Origin of the sequence: Streptomyces sp. NPDC048291 (assembly GCF_043201715.1) — a bacterium.
Classification (GTDB): Bacteria; Actinomycetota; Actinomycetes; order Streptomycetales; family Streptomycetaceae; genus Streptomyces.
In genome coordinates this window covers 1-23,749 of sequence record NZ_JBICZC010000030.1, presented here as the reverse complement: position 1 = coordinate 23,749, position 23,749 = coordinate 1, and the positions used below count along the sequence as shown (strand labels likewise).

The 23,749-nt window shown below is 69.9% G+C and carries 19 protein-coding genes and 3 pseudogenes; 10 read left to right on the top strand and 12 right to left on the bottom strand.

The genetic code is table 11. The features are described from left to right. Positions 1 to 18: 18 nt before the first annotated feature. The 3 genes from ACGF5O_RS48230 (at position 19) to ACGF5O_RS48220 (ending at position 3,397) form a co-directional block, all read left to right on the top strand. Entirely contained in the window at positions 19 to 1,650 is a 1,632-nt protein-coding gene (locus ACGF5O_RS48230) for a hypothetical protein (RefSeq protein WP_393816319.1), read from the top strand. Between the two features lie 94 nt (positions 1,651 to 1,744). After that, on the top strand, positions 1,745 to 2,776 hold the full coding sequence (locus ACGF5O_RS48225; RefSeq protein ID WP_393816318.1) for a Dyp-type peroxidase: 1,032 nt from the start codon (positions 1,745 to 1,747) through the stop codon (positions 2,774 to 2,776). A 156-nt stretch (positions 2,777 to 2,932) separates the two neighbouring features. Next, entirely contained in the window at positions 2,933 to 3,397 is a 465-nt protein-coding gene (locus ACGF5O_RS48220) for a hypothetical protein (protein ID WP_393816317.1), read from the top strand. 56 nt (positions 3,398 to 3,453) lie between these two features. Here the strand turns inward: ACGF5O_RS48220 and ACGF5O_RS48215 are convergent, their stop codons facing one another. Beyond that, positions 3,454 to 4,224 (bottom strand): transposase family protein, encoded by a 771-nt coding sequence (locus ACGF5O_RS48215; protein WP_393816316.1) that lies wholly within the window; start codon positions 4,222 to 4,224, stop codon positions 3,454 to 3,456. Between the two features lie 246 nt (positions 4,225 to 4,470). Between ACGF5O_RS48215 and ACGF5O_RS48210 the strand changes: the two genes are divergently transcribed. Then, a complete protein-coding gene (locus ACGF5O_RS48210) occupies positions 4,471 to 5,580 on the top strand; it encodes an ISAs1 family transposase (RefSeq protein ID WP_393816315.1) in 1,110 nt (369 codons plus the stop codon). Positions 5,581 to 5,712: 132 nt separating this feature from the next. On the opposite strand, the gene ACGF5O_RS48205 is transcribed toward ACGF5O_RS48210, so the two are convergent. Next, a complete protein-coding gene (locus ACGF5O_RS48205) occupies positions 5,713 to 6,156 on the bottom strand; it encodes a hypothetical protein (protein ID WP_393816314.1) in 444 nt (147 codons plus the stop codon). Between the two features lie 91 nt (positions 6,157 to 6,247). Next, positions 6,248 to 6,391: pseudogene (locus tag ACGF5O_RS48200) on the bottom strand (ATP-binding protein); the annotation flags it as partial. Positions 6,392 to 6,536: 145 nt separating this feature from the next. Here ACGF5O_RS48200 and ACGF5O_RS48195 point away from each other — a divergent pair. The 3 genes from ACGF5O_RS48195 to ACGF5O_RS48185 all read left to right on the top strand — a co-directional run bounded on the left by ACGF5O_RS48195 (position 6,537) and on the right by ACGF5O_RS48185 (position 9,563). Further along, complete coding sequence (locus ACGF5O_RS48195; protein WP_393816313.1) at positions 6,537 to 7,601, top strand: tyrosine-type recombinase/integrase; 1,065 nt, start codon at positions 6,537 to 6,539, stop codon at positions 7,599 to 7,601. Then, positions 7,598 to 7,912 carry a helix-turn-helix domain-containing protein gene (locus tag ACGF5O_RS48190; RefSeq protein WP_393816312.1) on the top strand — a complete coding sequence of 105 codons (315 nt, stop codon included), beginning with the start codon at positions 7,598 to 7,600 and terminating at the stop codon, positions 7,910 to 7,912. Before ACGF5O_RS48195 ends, ACGF5O_RS48190 begins: the two co-directional genes overlap by 4 nt. Positions 7,913 to 8,315: 403 nt before the next feature. After that, on the top strand, positions 8,316 to 9,563 hold the full coding sequence (locus tag ACGF5O_RS48185; RefSeq protein ID WP_393816311.1) for a tyrosine-type recombinase/integrase: 1,248 nt from the start codon (positions 8,316 to 8,318) through the stop codon (positions 9,561 to 9,563). A 273-nt stretch (positions 9,564 to 9,836) separates the two neighbouring features. On the opposite strand, the gene istB is transcribed toward ACGF5O_RS48185, so the two are convergent. The 6 genes and pseudogenes from istB to ACGF5O_RS48155 form a co-directional block, all read right to left on the bottom strand. Next, a complete protein-coding gene (gene istB / locus ACGF5O_RS48180; protein WP_393816334.1) occupies positions 9,837 to 10,715 on the bottom strand; it encodes an IS21-like element helper ATPase IstB in 879 nt (292 codons plus the stop codon). Then, positions 10,712 to 11,080: a hypothetical protein gene (locus ACGF5O_RS48175; RefSeq protein WP_393816336.1), complete on the bottom strand. Its 369-nt coding sequence runs from the start codon at positions 11,078 to 11,080 to the stop codon at positions 10,712 to 10,714. Before ACGF5O_RS48175 ends, istB begins: the two co-directional genes overlap by 4 nt. Continuing rightward, positions 11,081 to 11,689 (bottom strand): annotated as a pseudogene (locus ACGF5O_RS48170) (helix-turn-helix domain-containing protein); the annotation flags it as partial. A 168-nt stretch (positions 11,690 to 11,857) separates the two neighbouring features. Continuing rightward, on the bottom strand, positions 11,858 to 15,532 hold the full coding sequence (locus ACGF5O_RS48165) for a hypothetical protein (RefSeq protein ID WP_393816310.1): 3,675 nt from the start codon (positions 15,530 to 15,532) through the stop codon (positions 11,858 to 11,860). A 271-nt stretch (positions 15,533 to 15,803) separates the two neighbouring features. Beyond that, positions 15,804 to 16,862: a hypothetical protein gene (locus ACGF5O_RS48160; RefSeq protein ID WP_393816309.1), complete on the bottom strand. Its 1,059-nt coding sequence runs from the start codon at positions 16,860 to 16,862 to the stop codon at positions 15,804 to 15,806. A gap of 539 nt (positions 16,863 to 17,401) precedes the next feature. Continuing rightward, positions 17,402 to 18,235, bottom strand: coding sequence for a hypothetical protein (locus tag ACGF5O_RS48155; protein WP_393816308.1), 834 nt, complete (start codon positions 18,233 to 18,235; stop codon positions 17,402 to 17,404). Between the two features lie 164 nt (positions 18,236 to 18,399). On the opposite strand from ACGF5O_RS48155, the gene ACGF5O_RS48150 reads away from it, so the two are divergent. Next, a complete protein-coding gene (locus ACGF5O_RS48150; RefSeq protein ID WP_393816307.1) occupies positions 18,400 to 18,585 on the top strand; it encodes a hypothetical protein in 186 nt (61 codons plus the stop codon). A 39-nt stretch (positions 18,586 to 18,624) separates the two neighbouring features. On the opposite strand, the gene ACGF5O_RS48145 is transcribed toward ACGF5O_RS48150, so the two are convergent. Then, complete coding sequence (locus ACGF5O_RS48145) at positions 18,625 to 18,864, bottom strand: hypothetical protein (RefSeq protein WP_393816306.1); 240 nt, start codon at positions 18,862 to 18,864, stop codon at positions 18,625 to 18,627. 115 nt (positions 18,865 to 18,979) lie between these two features. Here ACGF5O_RS48145 and ACGF5O_RS48140 point away from each other — a divergent pair, with 115 nt between their 5' ends. Continuing rightward, positions 18,980 to 20,146 (top strand): hypothetical protein, encoded by a 1,167-nt coding sequence (locus ACGF5O_RS48140; RefSeq protein WP_393816305.1) that lies wholly within the window; start codon positions 18,980 to 18,982, stop codon positions 20,144 to 20,146. A gap of 318 nt (positions 20,147 to 20,464) precedes the next feature. Then, a pseudogene (locus tag ACGF5O_RS48135) lies at positions 20,465 to 20,901 on the top strand (class I SAM-dependent methyltransferase); the annotation flags it as partial. Here the strand turns inward: ACGF5O_RS48135 and ACGF5O_RS48130 are convergent. Together ACGF5O_RS48130 and ACGF5O_RS48125 are read right to left on the bottom strand one after the other, a co-directional pair. After that, complete coding sequence (locus ACGF5O_RS48130; protein WP_393816304.1) at positions 20,902 to 22,365, bottom strand: NF041680 family putative transposase; 1,464 nt, start codon at positions 22,363 to 22,365, stop codon at positions 20,902 to 20,904. A 140-nt stretch (positions 22,366 to 22,505) separates the two neighbouring features. Beyond that, positions 22,506 to 23,426, bottom strand: coding sequence for a transglutaminase-like domain-containing protein (locus ACGF5O_RS48125; protein ID WP_393816303.1), 921 nt, complete (start codon positions 23,424 to 23,426; stop codon positions 22,506 to 22,508). Between the last annotated feature and the right edge of the window lie 323 nt (positions 23,427 to 23,749).

Below are 23,749 nucleotides of genomic sequence, written 5' to 3'. Positions count from 1 at the left end.
ACGAAAGTGGGGGCCTGCATGGATGCGCGTGCCGCACTACGGCAACTGAAGCGCCGGGCCGACGCCGGAGAGCCGTTGGAGGCCCTCTCCCATCCGGCACTCGGCCTCCTCAGCCGATCCGCTGCCCCCGTGGAGGGCGTGTCCTTCGACGAGGATGCCCGGCAGATGGCCGTCCGCGTGGCGGACGGCACGATGATCCACGGCGGCCGGGCCGCCGGGGAAGAACGTCTGCGCGGCGCCAGGTTGCTGGCCGGGTGTCTGCACGTGCTGGCCCACGGCGGGGTCCATCTGATCACGCCCGACGAGCGGCAGGCGCGGGAAGAGGGGGAACTGGCCGCAGCGGTGTACGGGCCGCTGGGTATCAGCGTCGCTGTGCTGTGCGACGGCATGGACGAGGACGAGCGCGGCACGGCCTACGCCGCCGATGTCACGGTGGGGGCGTATCGCAGGTTCGGTATGGACCTGCTTCGCGACCGGCAGTCCCTGGAGCCGCGGGACGGGGCGCGCCCGGCACCGTGTGCGGCGGTGGTGAAGGACCCGGGGCACGTGCTGATCGCCCCGATCGTCGAACCGCTGATGCTGCTGGAGGACGAAGCCTCCCCGGCGGGAGAGCTGCGGAAGTCGGCCCGTATGGCAGCCGCTTTGCGCGGTGGACTGGACTACGCGGTCGATACGGCACGTGGTGTCGCACGGCTCACGGCGGAGGGGCGCAAACGGCTGCACGATGCCTTTGGCGTGATCGATCCAGCCCACGTCGAGACCCTGCTGCTGGAGAAACGCGTCACGGAGGCGGTCGCCGCCACAGGCTGCTACGCCCGGGGCCGTGATTACGACATCGCCGACGGTGCCGTGGTCCCCCTGGCCTCCGGCACTTTGCCCGCCGGGGTGCGCTTGCACGGAGGACTGCTCCAGGCGATCGAGACCAAGGAGGGTATGCCGGCCAGTGACACACAGTGGATCACTGCCACGGTCTCGGTCTTCGAGTACTTCCAGCGCTACTCCCGGGTGGGCGGCACATCGTCGGCGGAGCTGATGTTCACGGCCGAACTCGAAGAGCTCTTCGGGCTGAACGTGTGGGATCGCCGGGGCCCCGAAGAACTCAAGACCCAGCAGCAACACGCACAGCAGATGGCCGCATATCTGGCACTGAACCGTCAGATCGCCCAATGGGGGCGGCCGGGGGTGCAACAGCGCACCGAACTCTACGACGTACGCGGCCGCATCTGGGAGCCGCTCGAACTGCGGGTGCTGCTGCGTCATCTGGTCGAGACCGTGGTGAAGGACGAAATCCGGCACGGCAACGCTGGCCCTGGACAACTGCGCGGCGGGCCCGGCGGGTTGGCCGCAGAGTTGCTCCGTGAGCAGGCGGCCGGCGCCGCGGACCCGCGGAGGGCCGAGGACACTGTGCTGACGAGGGTGCGCACCATCTGCGACGACTACCTGATGACCGACCCGGATGCTCAGCGTCGGGCCGTGCAGTCCGCGCTCGATCAAGCAGCCGTCTACCAGGCCCAGGCCGAGTTGTACTACCGCGACCGGTACTGGCCCGACGACCTCGCGACGTTCGAGGAAGAGCTGACCGCAGTGCACGACAGCCTCCGCACCCAGTTCGAGCGCGCGGTGGCACGCCAAGTCCTGGACCGCGGCTGAAGAACGTTCTCATCATGCCGTCGCCTCTGGCCCGCCACTCTTGAAGGACTCTCTCCTTACGATGACAAGCAGACGCGGAATCCTGCGGACCTCTGTGGCCGCCGCCATCGGCATCGCCGGGCTGGGTGCTGTGGGCGCTGCCGCTCTGAAAGGCGCATCCGAGCACGGGACTCAGGCGCCCGCCCACCTGCGTGGCGCAGCACCGCTGCCGTATGCCCGGGTCATTTCCTTGAATCTGGCCATCGATGAGAAGCACCGCGCTGACGCCCTCGGTGCCGCATGCCGGGCTGTCGCAGCCGTTGATGGCGGGCAGACAGCCGCCTGGATGGCCGTCGGCGCAGACGGATTACCTCAAAGCGCCATCATTCCACGGCAGTTGAAGCGAATGCCCTCCTTCGCCGGTGACCTGCTCGACTCCTCCAGCTCGCATGGCGACCTTCTGATCCACATCACCGCAGCCTCGGCCCGGGCAGTGCCAGACGCGGCCAGCCAGGCACTGCGGGCCCTGCCTCAATGGGACGTGCGATGGCACCTGGACGGCCACCGCCCCGAGAACCACGTCCAACACGGCAAAGGACTGGCCCGCAACCCTTTCCACTTCACCGAGGGCTACGGCAACCCCGACACCACCGCAGGGATCACTGAGCGAGCAGTGGTCACGGCCGACCAGGGAGAACCGGACTGGGCGGTGGGCGGAAGCTACCAGGTGGTGCGGATCATCCGCCTCGCCACCGACTTCTGGGACCGTGACACCGTCCACGAGCAGGAACGCGTCATCGGCCGGCGCAGGGACGGCCGATGGCTGGACGGCACTCCGAGCACCGAACAGCCCGCATTCGCCGCAGACCCCGCAGGAAAGATCACCCCGCTCGACTCACACGTCCGCAAGGCCGCGCCCGACCGGCGCCATCCTCCTCCCCTGGTCCGGCGCGGCTACAACTACCAGCGCAGCACGGACGACCAGGGCCTGATCTTCTCCTGCTTCCAACGCGACCTCGAAAAGGGCTTCGAAGCCGTACAGCACCGACTCCAGGGCGAGACCATGACCAAGTACACCCTCACCACCGGCGGAGGGTACTTCTTCGTCCCTCCACCCGGAGAAAGCTGGCTGACAGCGCTGCTCTGAGATGAGAAGCCGTGCGGCTGACGTCCCGCGGGGCAGCAACTCGGTCGGATGACAGCCCTGTTGACAGCGGCCCCGACGGGAAGTCCAGCGCGGCCGTGCTGACCGGGCCGCACTGCATGTCAGTGGCGGGTGCGACGATGTGCCCGGGAGGCGAGTGTGAAGATCGAGTGGGCCCATATGCACCAGCCGGACTTCGACCGGCTGGTGGAGCTCATCCTGTACAAGGCCCGCACCGGTGAGGGCCGCGTCGAGGCGGTCAACGGCCGCGGCGGCGACGGTGGAATCGACGTGCGCATCGTCCGGGGCAGCGAGCTGGAGGTCGTCCGACTGAAGTTCTACCTCGACGGCTTTCCCACCTCCGCGCGCGGCCGGCGCCGGGCGATCCGCGAATCGTTCGACCGGGCGGCCCAGCTGAGGCCGGCAGTCTGGACGCTGGTCGTACCCTGCACCCTCAGCGATCCAGAGCGCGCTTTCGTGGAAGGTCCGGCGGGTGGCACAGGACTGCCCGAGATCCAGATTCTGGACCGTGCCCGGCTCGACGCATATCTCGCCGCGTTCCCGGACATTGTGGAGTACTGGCACCGAGACTATCTCCTCGAAGCCGCCAAAGTCTTCAACTAAGCGCGTTGCAGAATGCCGTGATTTTGCAGGTCAGGGCGCAGCTACGGCTGTTCTGATCACGCGGCGATGGCGAGGTTGTGCATGTGGGCGACGGCCTGGACCGCGTGGTGGAGGCCGTCGCCGTGCTGCCGGCAGTCACGGAGGATCTTGTAGTTCTTCAGCCGGCCGATCGCATGCTCGACCCGCGCACGGACCCGGCGATGCTCCTTGTTGTCGGCTTCCTCGCCGGCCAACAGGGGCCGACCGGGCCGTTTGCGGTGCGGGACGACCAGGCCGGTGTTGATGTAGGCACCGTCACCGAGCACGGTGACGCCCTGACACTGCTCCGGCAGACCGGAGCCGCGCCAGACCTGGGCGTCGGCCTTGTTGCCCGGGGCCGGGCGGGCGGTGGCCACGACCAGACGGGTGTCTGCGTCGATGATGACCTGCACGTTCGCGGAGAAGCGGTAGTTGCGGCTCGAGGCGGCGAGCTTGCGGTCCCGGACCGGGACCAGCGTGCCGTCCACGATCCACAACCGGTCCGCGGCATCGACCGGACGCGAGACCGGTGCGATCGCGAGCAGCGGCCCAAGCCGCTGGATGACCCGGCACACCGTGGCAGACGAGACCCCGAACAGCGGCGCGAGCTGCCGCATGGTCAGGTTCGTCCGGTAGTAGACCGCCACCATCAGCACCCGATCGGCAAGCGGCAGACACCACGGCCGCCCGATCCGCGGCCCATCGCCACCCCGCTCCCGCACCACCTTCAACAGCCCCTCGAACTGCTTCATCCGCAGCCCCGTGAACGTCTCCACCCACAACGGCTCAACCCTCAACACCCCACGCATACAAGGGAAATGCCCAGATCACGGCATTCTGCAACGCGCTTTAGCCTCCTGCCCGACCGGCGGCCGGCCGGGGCCCGGTCTTCCAGCTGATGACTCCTGCAGAGCGCGACAGGCACGGACTCCCAAGATCATGGAGTTCTCGACGCCCCGTGATCCGACTGGAAGACCGTGCCTGCCGACGCATCATCGCCGATCTCGCCTGCCCTTGACCAACTCCGCGGCCATCCACGGGTCGAACCCGCAGACGTGCCGAGTCTGCTGCAACGGCTGGCCGAAGTACCCGACCCGCGTGATCCGCGCGGAGTACGGCACGACCTGGTCGTCGTGCTCGCGCTCACCGCGTGCGCGGTACTGGGCGGGGCGAGGTCGCTGCTGGCAGTCGGCGAGTGGATCGCCGACGCCCCGCCCCGGGTGGCGCAAGCTGTCGGCGCGCCACCCGATCTGCTGCTTCCCAAGCGGCTCCTGCCTGCGGAATCGACGGTCCGCCGACTGCTGGCGAGGGTCGATGGCGATGCCCTGGACCAAGCCGTGGGCCGATGGCTCGCCGACCGCCGCTCCCGCACCGCAAGCGGCGGTCGGCGAGCTCTGGCCGTGGACGGCAAGAGCCTGCGTGGAGCGGCCAGGGCCAGGGGCAGGAAGATCCACCTGCTCGCCGCCCTGGACCACTCCACCGGCCTGGTCCTGGCCCAGTTGGACGTGCGGGAGAAGACGAACGAGATCACGTGCTTCCAGCCGCTGCTGGAGACCGTCGCCGGCCTGGCCGGCACCGTGGTCACCAGCGACGCGCTGCACACCCAGCGTGAGCATGCCGACTACCTGCTCGGCCGCGGCGCCCACTACATCGTGATCGTCAAGGGCAACCAGGAGAAGCTGCGCAAACAGATGAAATCCCTTCCCTGGAAGCGCATCCCGCTCCAGGGGCGTACCCGGAACGTCGGCCACGGCCGCTGCGAGATCCGGCGGATCAAGGTGGCCACCGTGAACAGCCTCCTCTTTCCCGGCGCCCGCCAGGCCATCCAGATCAAGCGCCGACGCACCGACCGCAAGACCGGCAAGACCACCGTGAAGACCGTCTACGCCGTCACCAGCCTCACCGCCGAGCAGGCCACCGCCGCTCAGCTCGCCCGACTCGTCCGTGACCACTGGAAGATCGAGGCTCTGCACCACGTCCGCGACACCACCTTCGCCGAGGACGCCTCCCAGCTGCGGACCGGCAACACACCCCGCGCGATGGCCACCTGGCGCAACCTCGCCATCGGAGCCCTCCGCATGGCCGGAGTGAAGAACATCGCGGCCGGCCTCCGCCGCAACGCCCGCGACCCCCGCCGCCCCCTCGCACTCCTCGGCCTCGGATGACCACGAACCGGACGTCATGCGACTACGCCGAAGCCCTGGCCCCGGTTCGCGGATAATTCGTGAAGATCAGGCGTCGTGCTGTGGCTCCGGAGGGCGGTTTGATCTGGGCCCCACTGGGGCCGCAGAGGGGCCTCAGCGTCCGCCTCCGCCTTGCTCGGTGGAGTGATCGTGATGCGATGACGTCGGCTCACCCCCAGGACTCTTGCGTTTCAGCAGTCCGGTGACTCGGCTCAGCCATCCCTTGCGGGGCTGATTGTCCCTGTCAATCAAGAAACGCGCTGTTCGTAGCGGGTCACGTGGGGGTTGGCCTACCTGGTGACGTTGCCAGTAGCGGGCCACTCTCCGCTCCAGGTCGGCCAGATCGCTGCTGTCGGTCTTGGTCAGGTCGACCGGGCCCTCCGGGCCTTGGAGAGCAGTCAACGCCAACACACGAGCGTCCGGTGAGTACGCCGCCGGGTACTCACCCTCCGACACGTCAATCGCCTCGAGGTAGTTCGTAGCGTGCACGAAGGACTCGAAGACAATCAGGTCGTCGTCTTGATCGAAGATGAGCACGGTGTCGGGAGGGAGATCCATATCGGTCACTGTGACATCCACTCTCGTCGTGCTGCCACCAAGATCGACGGTGTCTTGGCCGGGCAGCTCCGCCCGTGCAGAGCGGGAACTGCTATTTCGTCCCGTTAGCCTTGTTCGCCCGGGTGCGGGCCAGCCGGTAGGACTCGGTGCCGGTCTCGATGAGGGTGGCATTGAAGGTGAGCCGATCCACGATCGCCGCGCAGAGCCGCGGGTCCGTGAAGGTCTTGCTCCAGCCATCTGGGGCTGGCACATGTTCCTTTTTGAGGATCGCCGCTGTCACCGGCCCGTATCCATCTCCTGGGGTCCTCGTTGGTCTTCACGGTGGTGCTCGGATTCTCCAGGTGCTGCCTTGATCGGTCAGGTGCGAGGAAGGTGTGCCGGTGACATCCCAGTTGCGGGTGATCGAGGGTGGTGCCGTCCTGCTGGAGCCGGTGACCGCCGATCCGTGGGAGTTCCAGGCCGAGTGCGTCGAGGCGTTCGTCGCCTCGTGGCGGGCCCGCGGGTTCAGCCCGGTGACGGTCGAGAACGACATTGGTCTGCTGGAGCGAACGCTCGCGGCGCTCGGCCGTCCCGCATGGGACGTCACCCCGGAGGACATCGACCGTGTCGTCGGCGACCTGGCCCTCGCCGGGCGGGCGGCATCAACCCGGCGCGAGTATGTGCAGATCTTCAAGGGCTTCCACCGGTTCCTGCAGGTCCGCAAGGCTGTTGAGATCGAGGCGGGGTTCGGTGTCCGTCTGGTCTGCCCGGTGGACGAGTTCAACGCTGCGCGGCATGTCGGGGACGATTCCCCGGCTCAGCTGCCGCCGCCGACGCCGGAACGGGTGGCGGAGTTCTTCGACTTCCTCAAGTCCCGGATCGCCACCGCTCGCAAGTACGGGCCCGCGGCCCGGGACTATGCGATGTTCCGGACCCTCTATCACGCCGGCCTGCGCTCGGAAGAGGCATCCCTGCTGGACCGTCCCGACGTCCACTTCTCGCGGGGCCCGTTCGGAAAACTCCACGTGCGATTCGGCAAAGGCGCCCGCACCTCCGGCCCCAGGCCGCGCTGGGTGCCCATGCTGGACGGCCTCGACCTCGTCCTGCACTGGTTCCTCGACGACGTCCGCGGCAAGTTCCCCGACTCACCCGTCTTGTTCGCGGACGAGTCCGGCGGCAGCCTGCACCGCGGGACGATCCGCAACCGCCTGCGCTATCTGATGGAGCTCGAAGGACGCCCGGCCACCGACCGGTTCAGCCCGCATGCCCTGCGGCGGGCCTGCGCGACCCACAACTACGAACGGGGCGTGGACCTCGTGGCGATCCAGCAACTCCTCGGTCACTGGACGGTCAGCTCGACCATGAGATACGTCCGGCCGTCCGCGACGTTCATCGAGGACGCCTATCGCCGCGCGGTGACCACCACGCTGGGCGAACTCACCGCCGAGGAGGGCAGCCCCGCATGAAGATTCGATGGCGCCTGCGAATGGCCGCCGCCCAGCGTGAGGTGTGGACCGGCACCCAGCTGCAGCGGCTTCTGGCCGAACGCGCCGGCCTGCAGATGTCCTCCGCGTCGGTGTCCGCGCTGTTCACCAAGGAGCCCTCACAGGTGAAGATGTCCACCTTGATCGCGTTGTGCACCGCGCTGGAATGCACTCCCAACGACCTGTTCGAGGTCGACACCACCCCCGTCGAGCGTCCTGCCGCCCCACCCCGGCCCGTCGCTGACCTGCCCCAAGCGGCCTCCGCCCGCGGCCGTTCGATGCCGCCGCTCTGACCCGGGCGACATCGTGGGCATGAAACAGAGACACTGCACCGGCTGCGGAGCGCCGGTCGGCTTCATCGACCGCCAGTACTGCTGTCGCTGCACTGCCCGGCAGAAAGAGGCTGCGGCCAGAGCCGCTTGCCCCCGCTGCGGCCAGCAGCGCGTCCTCCAGGAGGACACCGGCCGGTGCATCACCTGCTCACGCGTGTGCACCATCTGCGGTCACCCGGTGAGAAACAAGACAGCGACGTTGTGCCGGGACTGCTCGCGCACAACGGAACGCGACGCCGCCAAGTCGCCCTGTCCTCGGTGCAATCGGCCCGGCTATCTGCGAGAGGACACGGGCTGGTGCGGGCATTGCTCGCGTCCCCGCCAGACAAAACAGCCGCCCCGGACCTGCCGCGAATGCGGCCGCTTGCGGCGCCATGCCGGGCTGGGACTGTGCTCCGCCTGCTGGCAGCGTCACCCCGACCGGCCCTTCGTCCGAGCCGAGGGCCTGATCTCCGAACTCGGACAACCTCCGGACTGGCTGCGGGACTTCACCGCCGATCTCGCCGCCAAGTACTGCGTCAGCCGCGCCTGCACGATGATCACCTCCCTGGGACGGCTTCTCCTGGACGAGCAGCCCAACCACCCGCAGGCCCTGCTCGAACGCTCCCGCCGTTCCGGACGCTCGATGGGCTCCCTCGCCCGCGCACTGGAAACCTTCTTCACCTGTCACGGCATGGCCATGGCCACCGACCAGGCCGAACGGCTCGCGGCCGGCCGCCGACAGCGTCGTATCAATGCCGTCCCCGAGAACCTGCGGCCATCAGTGGAGGCGTTCGCCGACTTCATGATGCGCTCGCGCGAGAGGGCCCGCCGGGCCGGAACACGACCTCGCAGCGATGCGACCGTCGAGGCGGCGCTGGCCATCATGCGTGACCTCGCCCGATTCCTCGCCAGCGAACGCGGCAAGCAGGACTGGGCGCTGGCCGACGTCCACGATGTCGAAGCCTTCCTCGCCGGCTCACCCCAGGCCCGCAAGCGTCGGCTGGTCGTGCTCGGGCAGTTCTTCCGTTTCGCGCGTTCCCAGAAGATCGTGCTCGTCGATCCCTCCCGCGGTCTGACCGCCCGAGGTCCCAGCGGCTTCACTGGAGCGACGCTGACACTGGATCAGCAGCGCGTGTTGTTCCGCCGCTGGACCACCGGTCCGGCCGTCCACCCGCACGAGGCCCTGCTGGGCATGCTCGCGCTGTTGCACGGCGCCTCAAGTCGCGAGGTCAAGATGCTGCAGACCGCTGACCTCGACCCTCATGCCCGAACCACCCGGCTCGGCGACCGCCCGCATCCGGTCCCCCTGGACCCCGCGTCCTGGACAGTGTTGGAACGCTGTCTGGCTCACCGCGAAGCCCAGCGGACCGACAATCCACACGTGATGGTCACCCGTCAGACGAAGTCCGGCCGGGGACCGGCGTCCACCGCCTATGTCAGCCACGTCCTCGACGCCTGCGGCTTCCCGCCCCGCATGATCCGCTGCACTCGGCTACTCGACCTGGTCAACACCATGGATCCCAAACTCGTCGCCGCCGCCTTCGGCATGGACCCCGAAGCCACCATGATCTATCTCGCCGACCACGTCGATCCGGGTCGGCTTCCCGAGGATAGGACCCTTTCGAAGTAGCAGAATCACCGTCATGGGGTGTCGCACCATGGCATTCTGAGTGCAGCTCTCGTCGGGACTGCCGACAGGCGGCTCGTGACCGCCGGAGGGCACACAGCCTTAACGGCCCCCGGACCGGGCACCTACTAACTCAAACCGGGTGAACCTGCCAGCGATCATGATCGTTGGACCGGGCCGTTTCTGCTGCGGTAAGCCGCCCTGTCAGCGCGGAGGTCAACAGCGCTGACGGAGATGCCATGGCGGCGATCCTGCCATTCTTGTCGAGCCTTCCCATCAAGCTTGCAGTTCTTGGCCTGGTCTACTTCTGTCTGATCGCCGTCGTTGCGCTGGCCGCCGTGTTCTTCCGCACGCCAGATCGCCAGCAAAACGCGAAAGAAGTGCTTCAACTGCTTCTGACCTGGGGGCGCCAGCCGCCCGCCCAGCGCAGAGGACGTCGACGCTCGCCACCACCGAACCCGTGATGCTTCGGCGGCACCTCGCACGGGTTCGCCGGAACATGTGCGCTTTGGTGAACGCCTCGTTGGAGGCGATGGCAATGCTGTTTTTCCCCTCACGCTCGGTCAGAACCTGGAAGAGCATCTCGGCGCCGCGGCGGTCGAGTTCGAGGTAGCCGAGTTCGTCGATTTCGAGCAGGTCGACGCGTCCATAGCTTGCGATGGTCTTGCCGAGCTGCTTGTCGTCGGCCGCCTCGACGAGCTCGTTCACCAGGCTGGCTGCGGTGGTGTAGCGGACGCGGTAGCCAGCCATGGCGGCGGCGGTGCCCAGCGCGATCAGCAAGTGGGACTTGCCGGTGCCGGAGTCCCCGATCAGACACAACGGGTAGCCCTTGGTGATCCAGTCGCAGGTGGCGAGACTGTGGATGACGGCTGGGTCGACGTTGGGATTGGCGCGGTAGTCGAAGTCGCGCAGGGACTTCTCGCGCGGGAAGTGGGCAGCCCGGATGCGACGTTCGGCCCGGCGGCGGTCGCGGTCCTCGCACTCGACCATCAACAGTTCGGCGAGGAAGCCCGCGTAAGACAGGCCTTCGCGTTCGGCGCGGGCGACCGTGTCGGCGGCCTGGGCCCGCATGGTCGGCAGCCGCAGCATGCGGCAGGCGGTGTCGATCGCGGCGTCGGACGCTTGTGCGGTGAGCGTGTGATGGGCGGCGGTCATGACGAATCCTTCCGGCGCAAGTGGAGCAGATCGTCCCACTGCTCCAGGCGGGGCAGGGTGCGGACGTCTTCGGGCATGGGCCCGGTCAGGCGGCGTGCGCTGAGGTGGCTGACCTGCGGCAGCTGCGAGCCGGGAGGCTTGAACGGGTTCGCCGGTGCCGGGGCGGCGGTGACGGTGGGGGCCCGGACGGCAGCCTGGGCGGTCTTGCGGGCCTCCAGGGCGACCACGTCCTCGTTGCAGGTGCTCAGCGCGATGGCGGCCCGAAGGCCGGCGATCACGTCGGCGTGCTGCTGGTGGCGGTGCAGGAGCAGGATCCTGACCAGGGCTTTCGTCCCGTCGGTCTCGCCGAGCTGCTGCTTGGCCATAGCCCAGGAGATTGAGGGGGCCGAACTCGTCCATGCAGAAGACGACTTCTGGCTCGCCCTCCTCTGGTATGACCTCGCCGTCGGCGATGGCGTAGAGGTGCTCGACGCGGGCCTTCTTGACCGCGTAGTCGGGGTCGCGGGAGGTCTTCCAGGTCTTCAGGCGTTGAAAGGTGACGCCTTCCTCGCGGAGCAGGATGCGCAGGCCCTCGTGGCTGATGTCGTCGACCACCCCCTCGGCGACCAGGAAGTCAGCCAGTTTGACCAGGCTCCAGGTCGAGAACGGCAGGCCGTGCTCGACCGGCCTGGACTTGGCAATCTTCTTGATCTCACGGCGCTCGGGCAGGGTGAACGTCTTCGGCCGGCCGCCCTTGTACCTGGGGTAGAGCGAGGTGAAGCCGTCGGCGTTGAAGTTGTGGATCACGTCCCGGACCCGGTCCGGGCTGGTGAACGTCACCTCGGCGATCTTGGCCACGTCCATGCCCTGGGCCGCTAAGAGCACCATCTGGGCTCGGCGCCAGGTCACCACGGATCCGGTGCCTCGGCGGACGATCCGCAGTAGCCGCTGCCCCCGTCGTCATCGATCTCGCGGACCTGCACACGCTCAGCCACCCGCAAAGCATGACGCACAACGCGCCGCCCGGAGCACCATTCGGACGGCGCGCCACAACAGGGCGAACCGTGCTTGATGCGGCACTAGCGGGCCCGGCAGGACCCGCAGAGCCTGTCGGGGCAACGGCGCCGTACGAGCGTGAGCGGCTGCCCGCGGCGTACGGCGGATCAGGTCCGGGCGGCGTCGACATCGCCGGCGTTGACCAGCGCCTTCCTCAACGCCTCCAGTGCGGCGGCGTGCTTGTCTGCGGGCCCGGCTGCGGCGGCGTCCAGGAGGGCGCGGGCGTGCCGTCGGACGGCGGCGTCCCGCCCTGTCCCGGTGGGGTGGGTGACCAACTGCGCGGCCAGGAGCAGCGCGTCCTGGCTGCCGGGGTGGCGGGCGGCGCGCTCGGCGACGAGGTCGGCGTCCGTCAGGGCCGGGGTGTGCTCGGCGCTCGCCCGCATCAGGGACAGCCACCCGTCCTCGTCAAGACCGGCGTCCGCGAAGTCGCCCGCGCCGGCCAGCGCCCCGGGCGGCAGACCGGCCGCGAGCGCGGCGCGCCACAGCACGGCCGCCGCGGCCAGCCGTGCGTCGGCGTCGGGTGGAACAGGGCCGGCGACGCGCGGGGTGAGGGAGGCGATCGCGGCCAGCAGTCGGCCGACCGTCTCCGCTCCCCCGCTGCCGGTGGCCAGTTCGGCCCAAAGGGCGGATGGATCGCCCAGGACGGCGGGGTCGGCCAGGAGCGCGGCCGCCGTGTGCGCGGTGGCGCCGGACGTCGTCGCGGGGTCGGCGCCGTGGACCGCTGCGAGGAGCTCGGCGCGGTCCAGGGCGGCAAGCACCTCGCGGTCGAACGGTCCCCAGCGCAGCCAGGAAGCGGCCGGCGACGGGCGGCCGGGGACGAGACCGTACAGCGCGGTCCGGTGCGCGGCGGTGACGGCGGGCGCGTAGCGGTGCAGGGTCGGCAGACGTACCCCGATCGCGGTGGCCACCGCCTCATGGTCCCCGCGCGCGGCGAGTACGCCGGCCACCGACTCCACCACGCTGGTGGGCATCTCCCCGTGGGTGCGGGCCCGGTGGACGGCGTACTCGATCAGGCACCCCAGCGCCCGCACAGCCGGGTCGGACCCCAGCCACAGCATCGGCTCTCCTTGCCCGCCTGCTGCCGGGCCGGGAGCGCCGGCGGGGGTGTCCTGGTCGGGAGCGGGGCGGGCCAGAGGGGCGGCCAGGGCCTGCAGGTGGGCCAGGACGGCCGCCTCCTGATCGGCGGGGAGCGCGGTGTCGGTGCGCCAGACGAGGGTGAGCAGGTCGAACAGCGCCTGGTCGGCGAAGGACGCCGCGTCGGACCGGCCGCCGGCTGCGGACGCGGAGGACGTGGTGGGGGTGGGGGTCGTCTCGTCGAGGCGGCGGCGCACCTCGAGTGCCGCGGTGACGGCGTCCGCGAGTGCGGTGGCGCGGAGGGCGCCGTGGCGGTCGGCAAGGACGGCGGTCGCGGCGAGGTAGAACGCGCCGAGCTCCGGCAGCTTCAGGGCGGCCAGGACCGCGGGCACGTCGGCGGCCCAGGCGGCCGGGTCGGCGGCGACCAGGCGGTGCAGGACCATCGCGTAGCCGCCGTCGCCGGCATCCGAGGCTGCGGACAGCGCTGCGGCGGCCGTCGCCGGTCCGCGCTCGGCGGCCATCTCGGCCAGGTCCTCGGCGTCCAGCACCGTGGTCGCCTTGACCGGCTCCAGCACGGGCGCGGTGCGCGGGTCGGACGGGCCGGCCGGCTTCAGGCGGCGGACCGCGTCCAGCACCGGTTCCCAGCCAGCCAGCAGCCGCGCAGGCAGGACCGGCGACCAGTCCCAGAACCGCAGCCACGAGGCGAGCGGCTCCGCGGTGCCGTCCACCCGCTCGGCGCCGGCCGGCAGCACCTCCTCGACGAGGGCGGCCGGCGGCGGAGTGCCGAGCGCGGTCCGCAGGTCCTCCTCCAGCTGCGCGGCGCGCCCGGGCGGGCAGGATCCGAGCACGAGTTCGACGAGGCGGGCCGTCTCCGGCGCGGGCTCGTCGGCCACCAGGTGCACGACGAGCGCGACGGCCCGCTCCCACCACTCCTGCCCGGCAGACCCGGCGTCGGGCGCCGGGGATTCGGCGGGCGGACGGGCGGTGAGATGCGTGGCGAGCAGCCGGTCGTGCAGTCGGCCGTCGACCGCGTCCACCCGGGCCAGCCGGCGGGTGCGCTCGGCCAGGTGCACGCCGGCGTCGGCGTCCGCCGCGGCGAGATCGAGGACGGTGCGCGCCAGCCTCGGTCCGCCGTACGCGGCCTGGTCCTGGGCGTGTACCCGGTCGAGGTCGACGTCGTAGACGAGCGCGCGGGCGGCAACGGAGAGCAGCGCGGTGTCGCGGGCGAGCAGGCCGGCCATTACGGCCCGGATCATCGCGATGTCCGGGTGCGCGGCGCCGGTCCGGCCGTCCGGGTAGGCGGTACGGACGAGTTCGCGCAGCAGCACCGCGACCTCGTGCCCCGGCAGCCGCGCCGCCGTCTGCCCGGCGATCACCGCCCGCGCCCTCTCCTCCTCGGCGACCGCGGCCATGACCACCGCCTCGGCCTGCGCGGTGTCCCCGCCGCCGGCCAGAACCCGGGCGGCCTCCTCCTCGGCGGTCGCCACCCGCTCGACAACGGCCCGCAGCGACACGTGGCCGGCATGCTCGGCTTCGACCGCGCCGACCAGCAGCCCCTCCACCACGAGGACCCACTCCCGCGTGCGCCCGGTACGCGGAACCCCCCTCGCCCACCGCGCCGCCAGGCGCAGTGTCGCCCCCACCGCCGGGCCGCCGCCGTCCCGTACGCCGGGGTGGGCGAGGGCGGCGCGCAGCTGCCCGGCGCCGACGACATCGGGGTGTCGTACGGCAAGTCCCAGCAGCCCGTCCAGAGCCAACCGGCCCGCCGCAGCGCTCTGTTGCGCACGCGGGATCCCGGCGGCGCCTTCGCCGGCCGGCGCGGCCAGCCACTCCCGTACCGCGTCCGGGTCCGTCTGGGCCACATGGTCGAGGAACAGGGCAGCCGGCCACCGACCACCCGCCGCACCGTCCGGCAACAGAAGGTGCGGCGCATGTTCCTGCAGCACACCCAGCCACACCGGCGCCGGACCAGAGCGGAGGAAGTAGTCGGCGGCGCGAGGGTCCGCCCAGCGGGCGATCTCGGCGGCCTCCGCCGCGCCCGGGCCGTTCAAGGCGGCGAGTTCGAGGATGCGGACGGCACGGTCCGGCAGCGGAACCAGCAGCTCCCGGGCGGCGGCGAGGAGTTCGGTGTAGAGCAGGACAGCGTCGTCGGGGCCGGCCGCCCGGCCGTGCAGGATGCCTGACGCCAGCCCGTAGACAGCTCCCCATACGTCCAGCGCCGTCTTCTGCGCCGCGCCCAACGTGACGCCCGTCAGTCGCTCGATGATGCCGCGGGCCCGGCTCTGGTGGTAGCCACCCGGGTGGTCCAGCTCGCCGCGCAGCACCGCCGCCGCAGCAACCACCGGCTCCCACCCCGCGCCCACCGGCGCCGCCGGGCTCTCCGAAGTGCCCGAGTTGTCGCTGGCGTTGGCGGTCGGCGGCTGGAAGGCGTCCACCGCGGCCAGCAGGTCCCGCGCCGCGTCCTGCAGACCCACGCTCTCCGGGGCGCCGGGCAGCTTCAGCAGCGTGTCCGCCGCAGACCGTACACACGCCGCGGCCACCTCCGCCGGCCGTACCAGCCCCGACCCGGTCAGAGCCCGGCGCGCGTCCCGCAGCAGCCCCAACGCCCGTGATCCCGCCTCGCCCTGGGCCTCAAGAGCCGCCGCCAGGACGTCATCGACCTCCGGCAGCGCGCTCGCGCCGGCCGGCACCCCTACCTCGTCGCTCACCGCAGCACCGTAGCCTCGCCAGCCGCCACCGCGGACCGGCTATCGCCAATCCGCGACAGCCACCCCTATGACCTGCACGTATCCGGGGCGAGCAGACCTGCGACATCCCCGCCGAAAGGCCGTCAGCTGACATGCCATGCCATCCCCACGGTCGCGACGACGACCGCAACCTCCAGGAACACGACGGTCAACGCTAGGCGGGACCATGCACGCCGGCAGGCGGGCTGCCATGAGATGCCACGGCCCTTGGTCGGCTCTCAGGATGGAACTGTCAACTGTTGCGGCGTGTCCACTGCGCGGCCCGGACCGTTCCATCCTGAATGTCCTGCCGGGGCAGTTGGAGGTCGAAAGCGTCCTCCAGTGCGTGGAAGTACAGCTCGAACTCGCTGGTGAGTTCGGGGTGGTCCAATTCGGCACGGCGTATGGCCTGGTTGAGGAAGTCGAGCTGACCGCCTCGGAAGTAGGGGGCGCGGCCTCGGTCGTACCAGATCAGCTCCAGGACGCCCCAGTCATCGTCGATACGGTGGCCGTCGCGCATGTAGTCGAAGGTGTAGATGGCCTTCGCGGAGGTGGCGCTCAGGTGCACCGCCTCGGTGACACCGAGCCGGGCGAGAGCCTCAAGATCGGGCCCGAAGCCGGGGGTCTCGTGGTACATCAGGAACGCCCAGTCGCCGGCCTGCCCGTAGCAGCAGGTTTCCCAGACGATGTCCCAGTAGTCGAAGGTCCCGCCGTCCATGCTGCGGAGATCCGCAAGACGGGTCCCGGCGGCGATCTGTGCGGGGTCGGCTCCGTAGAGCAGGGCGATCTGTTCGGCGCTGATGCTCTCGCCTCGGAAGAAGACGAGGTGGGTGTAGGGGTCCTGCTCGCGCCAGCTGCCAGCGATCCAGGCGAGGCGCTCCAGCGGGTCGCGCCCGCACGCAGCGGAGGGCTGCGTACCGTCCATGCCGCCGTTGCGGAATCGGCTGCCCCAGGCGAGGTTGATCCGGTCGAGCAGCTCGGCCTGCCCGGAGACGAGATTGGTCACCGGGCCGCGCCCCGGGGACCGGCCCGCGATGTGCTCGGCGAGCCTGCGGACCGCATCCTCGGCGGCGAAGTACAGCACCTGATCCAGGTCCCGAGTGACGAAAACCTCCCGATAGGGACCGATGTGGCCGCGCACCGTGCCGTCGTCGTCCAGGACCAGGAAGAGTCGACCGTGCGACTCGCCCACGTGCTGCTCGTACTGGTCGGGTGAGGTGCCGATGGGCGGGAGCATCACGTCGTCGAGCACGTCAGAGCCCGCGGACACCTGGTGCCAGGCCCGCTTGAGTGTGTACGCCGATATCTGCATGGGCGTCAGTATGCGACCGGACACTGACATGGTCGGCTGATCTGCGACGACTCGACTGGATGGCAAAGATCAGCACGACCTGGGCTCGGTGTCAACCGCCTCGATTGGATGTCAAGGCGACTGGCTTCGTTGTCCAAGGACACGCGTTCGCGGCGTCCCTGGCGTGCCGACGCCGCATGGCGGGCCAGCCGCTCCGCCACCGCCGCACTTCCCGTCCGCCACGGGCCTCCGGCCGCCCACACGACAAGGCACCGTCCGTGAATCGCGGACAGACCGGCTGGCCCTGCTGGGGCGACCGAATCTGCAGCGGGGCGAGCGGGCTGGAGACTTCCAGGCCGTCGAGCTGCAGCTGGTACACGCGCTGATCCGCCGCGTCTCGCCGTACATGCCGGACCTCGTCCCTGGCAGCGCGTACGGTCATCGCGGACACCCGGGCCTCGGGCAGGGCGGCGAACCGTCGGCCGCCCGCCCCAGGCGTCCCATGAACTCGGCGGCCTTCTCGGCTCGCTCAGAGCGGCAGCGCACCGGTGTGCCCGCGGTCAGCCCTGCCGGCTCCGGGCGTCCTTGATCCTCTCGGTGAGGTCGGCGGTCTGGGCGGCCAGCGGCGCCTTCACCGGGGCGGTGGCGCCGAACTTCTCGATGTCCATGGTCACGGTCATCTTGCCGAAGTCGTCCTTCAGCCGGACCGGCAGGTCCTTGGCGCCGATCCACACGTCCATCGTCACCGAGTCGGCGCCGCCGGTCAGCGCCTTCATGCCGTCGCTGCTGAAGGCGTCCTTGTACTTGCCCAGCTCCGCCTGATGGAGGACGGCCCGGTAGTGGGTCGTGCTCTGCCCGTCGACGGTCTCCTTGCCGAGGTCCTTCACGTCTTTCGCGTACTTGAGGTACTGCATCATGGCCGCGGGGTTGCCCCCGCTGCCTCCGTCGAAGTCCTGGGCGCCCTTGGAGCCAAAGAGCGCCGACGCGTCGACCTTCATCCACTGCTTGCCCTTGAGCGGGCCGGAGGGCTGGGGGTCGACGTTGTAGTAGTAGGCGCCCTTCACGAACAGCGTCCGGATCGTCGCCTTGTGCTGGAGCGCCTGCATGTTCGCGGCCTTGGTGTCCATCTGGACATCCATCGCCAGGCCGTCTCCCCAGGAGTAGGTGCCGTCCAGCGTGACCGGGGTGCCCGTGCCCGTGTCGGTGCTCATCCTGATCTCGGCCGAGCCGAGCTTGTCGGTCCGGTCGGTCGCGCGAGAGAGCACCGTCATGATCTTGTCCGCGCTGTCCACGGCCGAGGTGGCCGTCTTCATACCGCCGGAGCCGCACGCGGACACCGCGACCATCGCCGCCGCCGTGAACCCCACCCAGGCAGCGGTGTACTTCAGCTTCATGAGTCCCCACCCATTGCTGTGATTCGATTGTGAGTTCTGCTGTCGATGACTCTAACGGGACACACTGACAGGTCCGGATACCGGACGTCCTCACGGTTTTCGAGGCCCTCCACGCTCACGCCACCGCGCGCTTCGGCGCCGGGCCGCCGCGCAGTACCGGCCTGGTGCCCGAGCGCTCCGCCGACGCTGACCGCGCGCTGCAGGCCCACCTCGCCGCCTGCATCCAGGCGGCCCAGACCCGCGACTGGAGCACGCTCTCAGCCCGCGCCCGCCAACTCGCCGACACCGCCGACCGGTTCGACGCCGAGACCCGGCCGCCAGGCACACGCCGTCACAGCGGCACCGGGTAGCCGCGCAGTCCTTGCACCGCGGGGAGAAGGTCTGTCCGTTCATGACGGGCGGTCGGTGTACCACGGGGCGAGGCGTAGCAGGAGCCGGAGGGTGTCGCGGGCGGCCGTGCGGTGCGCGGGGCGGGGAGCGTAGGCGGCGCCGAGGGCGAGGACGGTGGCGAGGGCCAGCAGCAGCAGGAGCGCGGCACCGGCACAGGAGAGAGCGGTGCGGGCCGCCCCGGGGGCGAGAAGGAGTGCGGCGGTGGCCGTACAGGCGGGCCATCGGTGGCGGACGGGCATGCGGGCGGGGCTCCCTGGCAGGTCGTGGCGGGTGTGCGGGGTGGTGTCCTGTCTCAGTTCACCAAGTACGGTGATATACGCGTTTCGGTGCCTCGCGGGGTTCTAAGGTGTGCGGGTGGTCAGAGGAGCACTGAGCGGGGCGGACCGGGAGCTGATCGGGCGCCTTGCGGCGCTGGACGTGGTGGTGTCGGGGGCGCAGTTGGAGCGGTGGCGGGCGGCGGGGCTGCTACCGGGGCACGCGCGGCGGTGGCTGGGGCGTGGGCTCGGGTCGGTGTCGGTGCTGGCGGAGGAGACGGTCGCGGTCGCTGCGGCGCTGAGGCGGCATGCGCGGCCGGGACGGGATCTGCGGTGGACCGTGATCGGGTGGTACGCCGAGGCCGGGCTGCCCGCCGGGCCCGGGGAGCTGGTGGTGCCGGAGCCGCCGTGGGCGGCCGTGCGCGACGCGCTGGCGTGGGCGGTGGCCGGGTCGTCCGCTCAGCGGCTGGTGGTGCAGGCCCGCGCCGCGGGCCGCGGGAGCGAGGAGGAGCAGGACGCCTTCTACACCGAGGCCGGTCGGGTCGCGGGCCGGGGGCTGGGCCTGCTGCCGCATCCGGACGCGGTGCGGCGGATGGTGGAGGACCCGGACGCCGCATGGGAACAGGGCCCGGAGCGGGCGCAGCGGCGCGGGCTGGTGCACCTGGCCGCGGCCGCCGGAATGGGGGCGGGTGAGGTCGGCGGCGAGGCCCTGGCCGAGGCGCTTGCCGCGCTGATGCCCGGCATCGACTGGGAGTCGGTCGCCGATGACGCGCGCCGGGCTGAGAGCGAGGGCACCCTGGAAAGCTGGATCCCGGCAGGGGCGATGGCCGACCCGCTCACCCGGCTCCAGGCGGCCGGCGAGGAGGAGCTGGCCGCGGCCCGCGACGTGACGCGACAGCTCACCCTGGTCGGCTTCCTGTATGTGATGCACGGGTTCCTGATGCCCGACACCCCGGTGCTCGCCCGTATGCGGGACCGGGTCGACGGGTCCGGGCTGGCTCAGTTCATCGCCCAGCTCGTCCCTTCCATGAGCAGGCCGTCCGGCGTTCCCCACGCGCTGCTGATGGGTCTGACGCCGGGAATGGCCGCAGTGGCCGCCTGGCTGAACGCGCCGCTCAACGAACAGATCGCCACCGGAGGGGGTCTGCTGGGGCTATCCGACACCGGGGAGGAGGGCGGGGCCGAGGCCTTCATGCAGGCCTGGACGGGCCGCCTTCAACACCTCACCGCAGCGCGCAGACGCGACGGGTCAGCGCCGACGAAGTAGATCACCTGTGCGGTGCTCGACGAGCCGCAACTGGGCCCCGCCCGCGCGGCGGTTGAGTTAGTGCCGCATCAGACAACGTTCGCCCCGGAGCACACTTGGAAACCTCGTCGAGAAAGTCTGCCTGGCGCGGCCGGGGATGGGTCTTTCCTGGCCCCGTAGCGGTGCTTGGGTGGATGCGGGGTCGGGGGCCGGAGTGGGTTGCCTGCCAGTCTCCCCCGGGCCCGCAGCAGCCCACTCCAGCCGTCGCGAAATACCACCTGACCTGGCCTTTCGTCTTCCTCGCTCCTATGATCGCACTCGGTCGAAGGGGGGGGCCGGGTGGACCGGACCGTACGCACTGTCGAGGACGTTTTCACGCTCTTGGACGGGCTGTTCGCATCGGAATCCGAGGTCGGCCGCTTGGCGACCGGCGACGGCAAGGACTTCTGGAACCGCTTCTACACAGACAGGTCAAGGCAGGTCCCGTTCTTCGTGGCGAAGCCGGACGAGAACCCGGCCGCCTACCTCGACCAGGGCCTGATCGCTCCCGGTCGGGCCCTGGACCTGGGCTGCGGGGCGGGCCGCAACACCCTGTTCCTCGCCTCGCGCGGCTTCCAAGTGGATGCCGTCGATCTCGCTCCAGGGGCCATTGCCTGGGCCGAGGACCGGGCTCGCGAGGCCGGGGCGATATCCGCTTCCTGTGTGGTGACGCGTTCGCCCTCTCCGCCACCGAGTTGAGCGGCCCGTACGACCTGGTCGTCGACTCAGCTTGTTTTTTATGGTTTGCGAGCTTTGAGTTGATTACGTTCGGTGATGCTTTCGGGCCGTCTAGTCGATTTCCCCACGTCGTAACGGGTTGCGGGCCGCTGGTTCTTCGAGCCGAGTGGACGCCCTGGGCCTGGAGTTGAGGGTTTGGGTGCACGGGCCGGACTGTGCAGGTGAGGGCGGAGGTTCCTGAACCCTCTACGGACGCGGGCCGGGGTGAGCCGGGCGGGCTCGGCTCGCTTCTCCCATGGGCGGCGGAGATCGGCTGCGGCCTCGCGGGTGAGCCTCAGCTGGGTGTGCGCCGCGATCACGAGCCACGTCCACCGGTCCGCGGCCTCGGGAGTGCGGAGCCTGGGGCGGGTCCAGCCGAGCGTCTGCTTTACAAAACGGAAAGTATGCTCAAGATCGAAACGCCTCAAGAACGCTTGCCACCGCAGGTCGATATCTGTGCTGGTCATGCCAGTCTTGGAGGACCACAGCCAGACGGGTAGTGGGTCACCACCGCCGGGCAGATGGTCCACCTGGAGGCGGATCACGGTGCCCTCGATGAGAGGGAGTTCGCCGTCGTGGTCGATCCACGCACTGCGGGTGGTGAGCCGAGGGTGGATACGGTCCCAGGCCATCACCTGGGCGGTGCCGTAGCGGTCGGTGACCTGTACCGTCTCCGCGTCGGGATCGCCCCAGGTGCCGGGCCTGGCAAAGCGGAACTCCTCGCCGTGCTTCGGCGGTCGCCCGCCCTGGGGATAGGACACGGCGTACTCCGTGGGCGAAGGTGCCGGCCGTCGCATGACACGGTCCGCACGCATCCGTCCCAGCACCTCGACGGGCAGGCCGTCGAGGAGGTAGGCCATGCGCGGAGCGTCGTAGCCGGCGTCGAAGACGACCAGAATGTCATCGTCACCGTCCTCCCACTGGCCCTGGCCGATCAGCTCGGTGACAACGCCGCGGACCTGGGCTGCGGTGACTTCGGCGACATCGTCGTCGGGGCCGAGCCGGACCGCGTCCAGAAGCTGGCACCACGACGTCCGCCCGGCCTCCAGCGCGGCGACGACCGAGTACGGCCAGCCGGGAATGAACTGGTCCGAGGACCGTCCCGAGCGCCCGTAGACATGACAGAACAGCCGGTCCGGGCTGCACGGGGCATCGGGACGCAGCCACGGGGAGACATCGACCGCCAGGACCAGGCGCCCGTCGGCGGCCTTGGGCTGCGGCAGACTGGCCAGCACCTTCCGCAGCCGGTCCACGTCAATGCGGCCGCAGTTCAGCCCGTCGTACAACGCGCCGTGCCCGCGCCGGTGTTCAGCCAGCAGCGTCAGATCGACCGGCGAGGTCACCGGCCCGTCCTCGCAGAGCATCGCGTCGCACAGCTCGAACAAGGTGTCACCGCGCCGGGCCAGGCACGTGTAGAAGTCCTCCCGAAAGTGGGACGTTAAGTCGAAAGCGTCCCGCTGGACATCGTGGTGCAGCGCACTCACCTCTGCGGCCTTCGTATGAACGTGATTCCGTGGCGGAACGCATGCTCATGCGGGGGCCGTCCGCCTGTCCGGCGAATGCCCAGGTGAGTGAACCTGTACGACGCAACCGTTCGAGGCCAGAGGGAGAGCGCGCGCCAAGGTCAGCCGCGGAGGGTGACCTTGCTGGGGCCGTTGAACGGGGCAAGGGAGGTCACCCTCCGCGGCGTCCGTAGCCCATCGTTGTCCGCGAAGAGTTGCCGCGTCGCGCGGTAGGACGCCTCTCCGGCGGTCATTGCTGCGGCTCGGTCGTACAGCGCACGGATGGTGTCCGTCATCTCCTCGTCGCTGCCGGCCGCGACCCCCCATACATCCCAGAGGAGCGTCTCGACCTTGTTGAGTGCCGCCAGGTCGAGTCGGACGTTCCCCGCCACGAACCACTCCCCGACCAGGGGGCTGTCCGGCATCGGGAGCCCGTACGACTTCGGATCGGCCTCGCCCGCACGGATCAGTTGCCAGGCGTCACCGGCGACCTGGAAACGGTCGCGTGGGACGTCCAAGGGGTCGAAGCCCACCTTGTGCGTCTCCATGACGAGGGGGTCTGCCAGTTCGGGGTCAGCGAGCAGCCAACCTCGCCCGGGGTCCCAGTACTCAGTGACCACGTGGTCGGCGTGGAAGCCGTCCGTGCCGAAGTAGTCGGCGAAGCCGGACCGGATCCGGGCGGGTATGCCCACGTACCGCAGGAACGAGCAGTGCAGCAACGCGAAGTCCCGGCAGATTCCAACGAAGCGGTCGCCGACCTCTCGGCGCTGGGGCAGGGGAGCGTCCTCGCGCGCGATGATGATGCGCAGGATGTCGTCGATGTAGCGCGTCTCGGCATCGTTGTGGAGGCGATCTTGCGGGATGACGTACGTGAAGAGGTCGCCTTCCGAGCGGTGAACCATCAAGTCCCGTGCAACCCGGGCGAGTTTGCGGGGACTAGCGGGCAGATCGGCGTAGAGCGGAGCGAAGTCCCCAGGGTCGGAGAACGGGCTCTGGGCAGCGTAGAAGGCGGCGGCATCCGGGGGAAGGCTGGGCATTGGCATGCACGCCACCGTGTCAAAATGTCCCCGAAAATGTCCATGGGTGAACGTCTGCCCACACGCTAGGCCGTCCGCTTCTGCCACACATGCTCGTATGAGTTGCCTGACGCACCCCTCCGTTCAAGGGCGGAGGTTAAATGTCAAGCTCAGTGCCTGTTCCATATCTCCGGTTCTGGGTAGCCTTGGCGCCTAGGCTGGCCGTGTGTCCGAGGGCGCCGGGCGGACCGGAGATGGGTGCGGCTCTTCCTCAGTGAGCTGGTGATGCCGTGCGCCGTTGCCGTGCGTGCGCGGACGGTGGATCGTCGTGTCCTGGGACGTGGTCTTGG

What these genes read in the sequence shown, in the direction of transcription:
- ACGF5O_RS48230 (WP_393816319.1), top strand. Translation starts at nt 19, where the DNA reads ATGGATGCGCGTGCCGCACTACGGCAACTGAAGCGCCGGGCCGACGCC.
- istB (WP_393816334.1), bottom strand. Translation starts at nt 10,715, where the DNA reads ATGACCGCCGCCCATCACACGCTCACCGCACAAGCGTCCGACGCCGCG.
- ACGF5O_RS48215 (WP_393816316.1), bottom strand. Translation starts at nt 4,224, where the DNA reads ATGCGTGGGGTGTTGAGGGTTGAGCCGTTGTGGGTGGAGACGTTCACG.
- ACGF5O_RS48125 (WP_393816303.1), bottom strand. Translation starts at nt 23,426, where the DNA reads ATGCCAATGCCCAGCCTTCCCCCGGATGCCGCCGCCTTCTACGCTGCC.
- ACGF5O_RS48190 (WP_393816312.1), top strand. Translation starts at nt 7,598, where the DNA reads ATGAAGATTCGATGGCGCCTGCGAATGGCCGCCGCCCAGCGTGAGGTG.
- ACGF5O_RS48175 (WP_393816336.1), bottom strand. Translation starts at nt 11,080, where the DNA reads ATGGCCAAGCAGCAGCTCGGCGAGACCGACGGGACGAAAGCCCTGGTC.
- ACGF5O_RS48145 (WP_393816306.1), bottom strand. Translation starts at nt 18,864, where the DNA reads ATGCCCGTCCGCCACCGATGGCCCGCCTGTACGGCCACCGCCGCACTC.
- ACGF5O_RS48205 (WP_393816314.1), bottom strand. Translation starts at nt 6,156, where the DNA reads ATGGATCTCCCTCCCGACACCGTGCTCATCTTCGATCAAGACGACGAC.
- ACGF5O_RS48155 (WP_393816308.1), bottom strand. Translation starts at nt 18,235, where the DNA reads ATGAAGCTGAAGTACACCGCTGCCTGGGTGGGGTTCACGGCGGCGGCG.
- ACGF5O_RS48160 (WP_393816309.1), bottom strand. Translation starts at nt 16,862, where the DNA reads ATGCAGATATCGGCGTACACACTCAAGCGGGCCTGGCACCAGGTGTCC.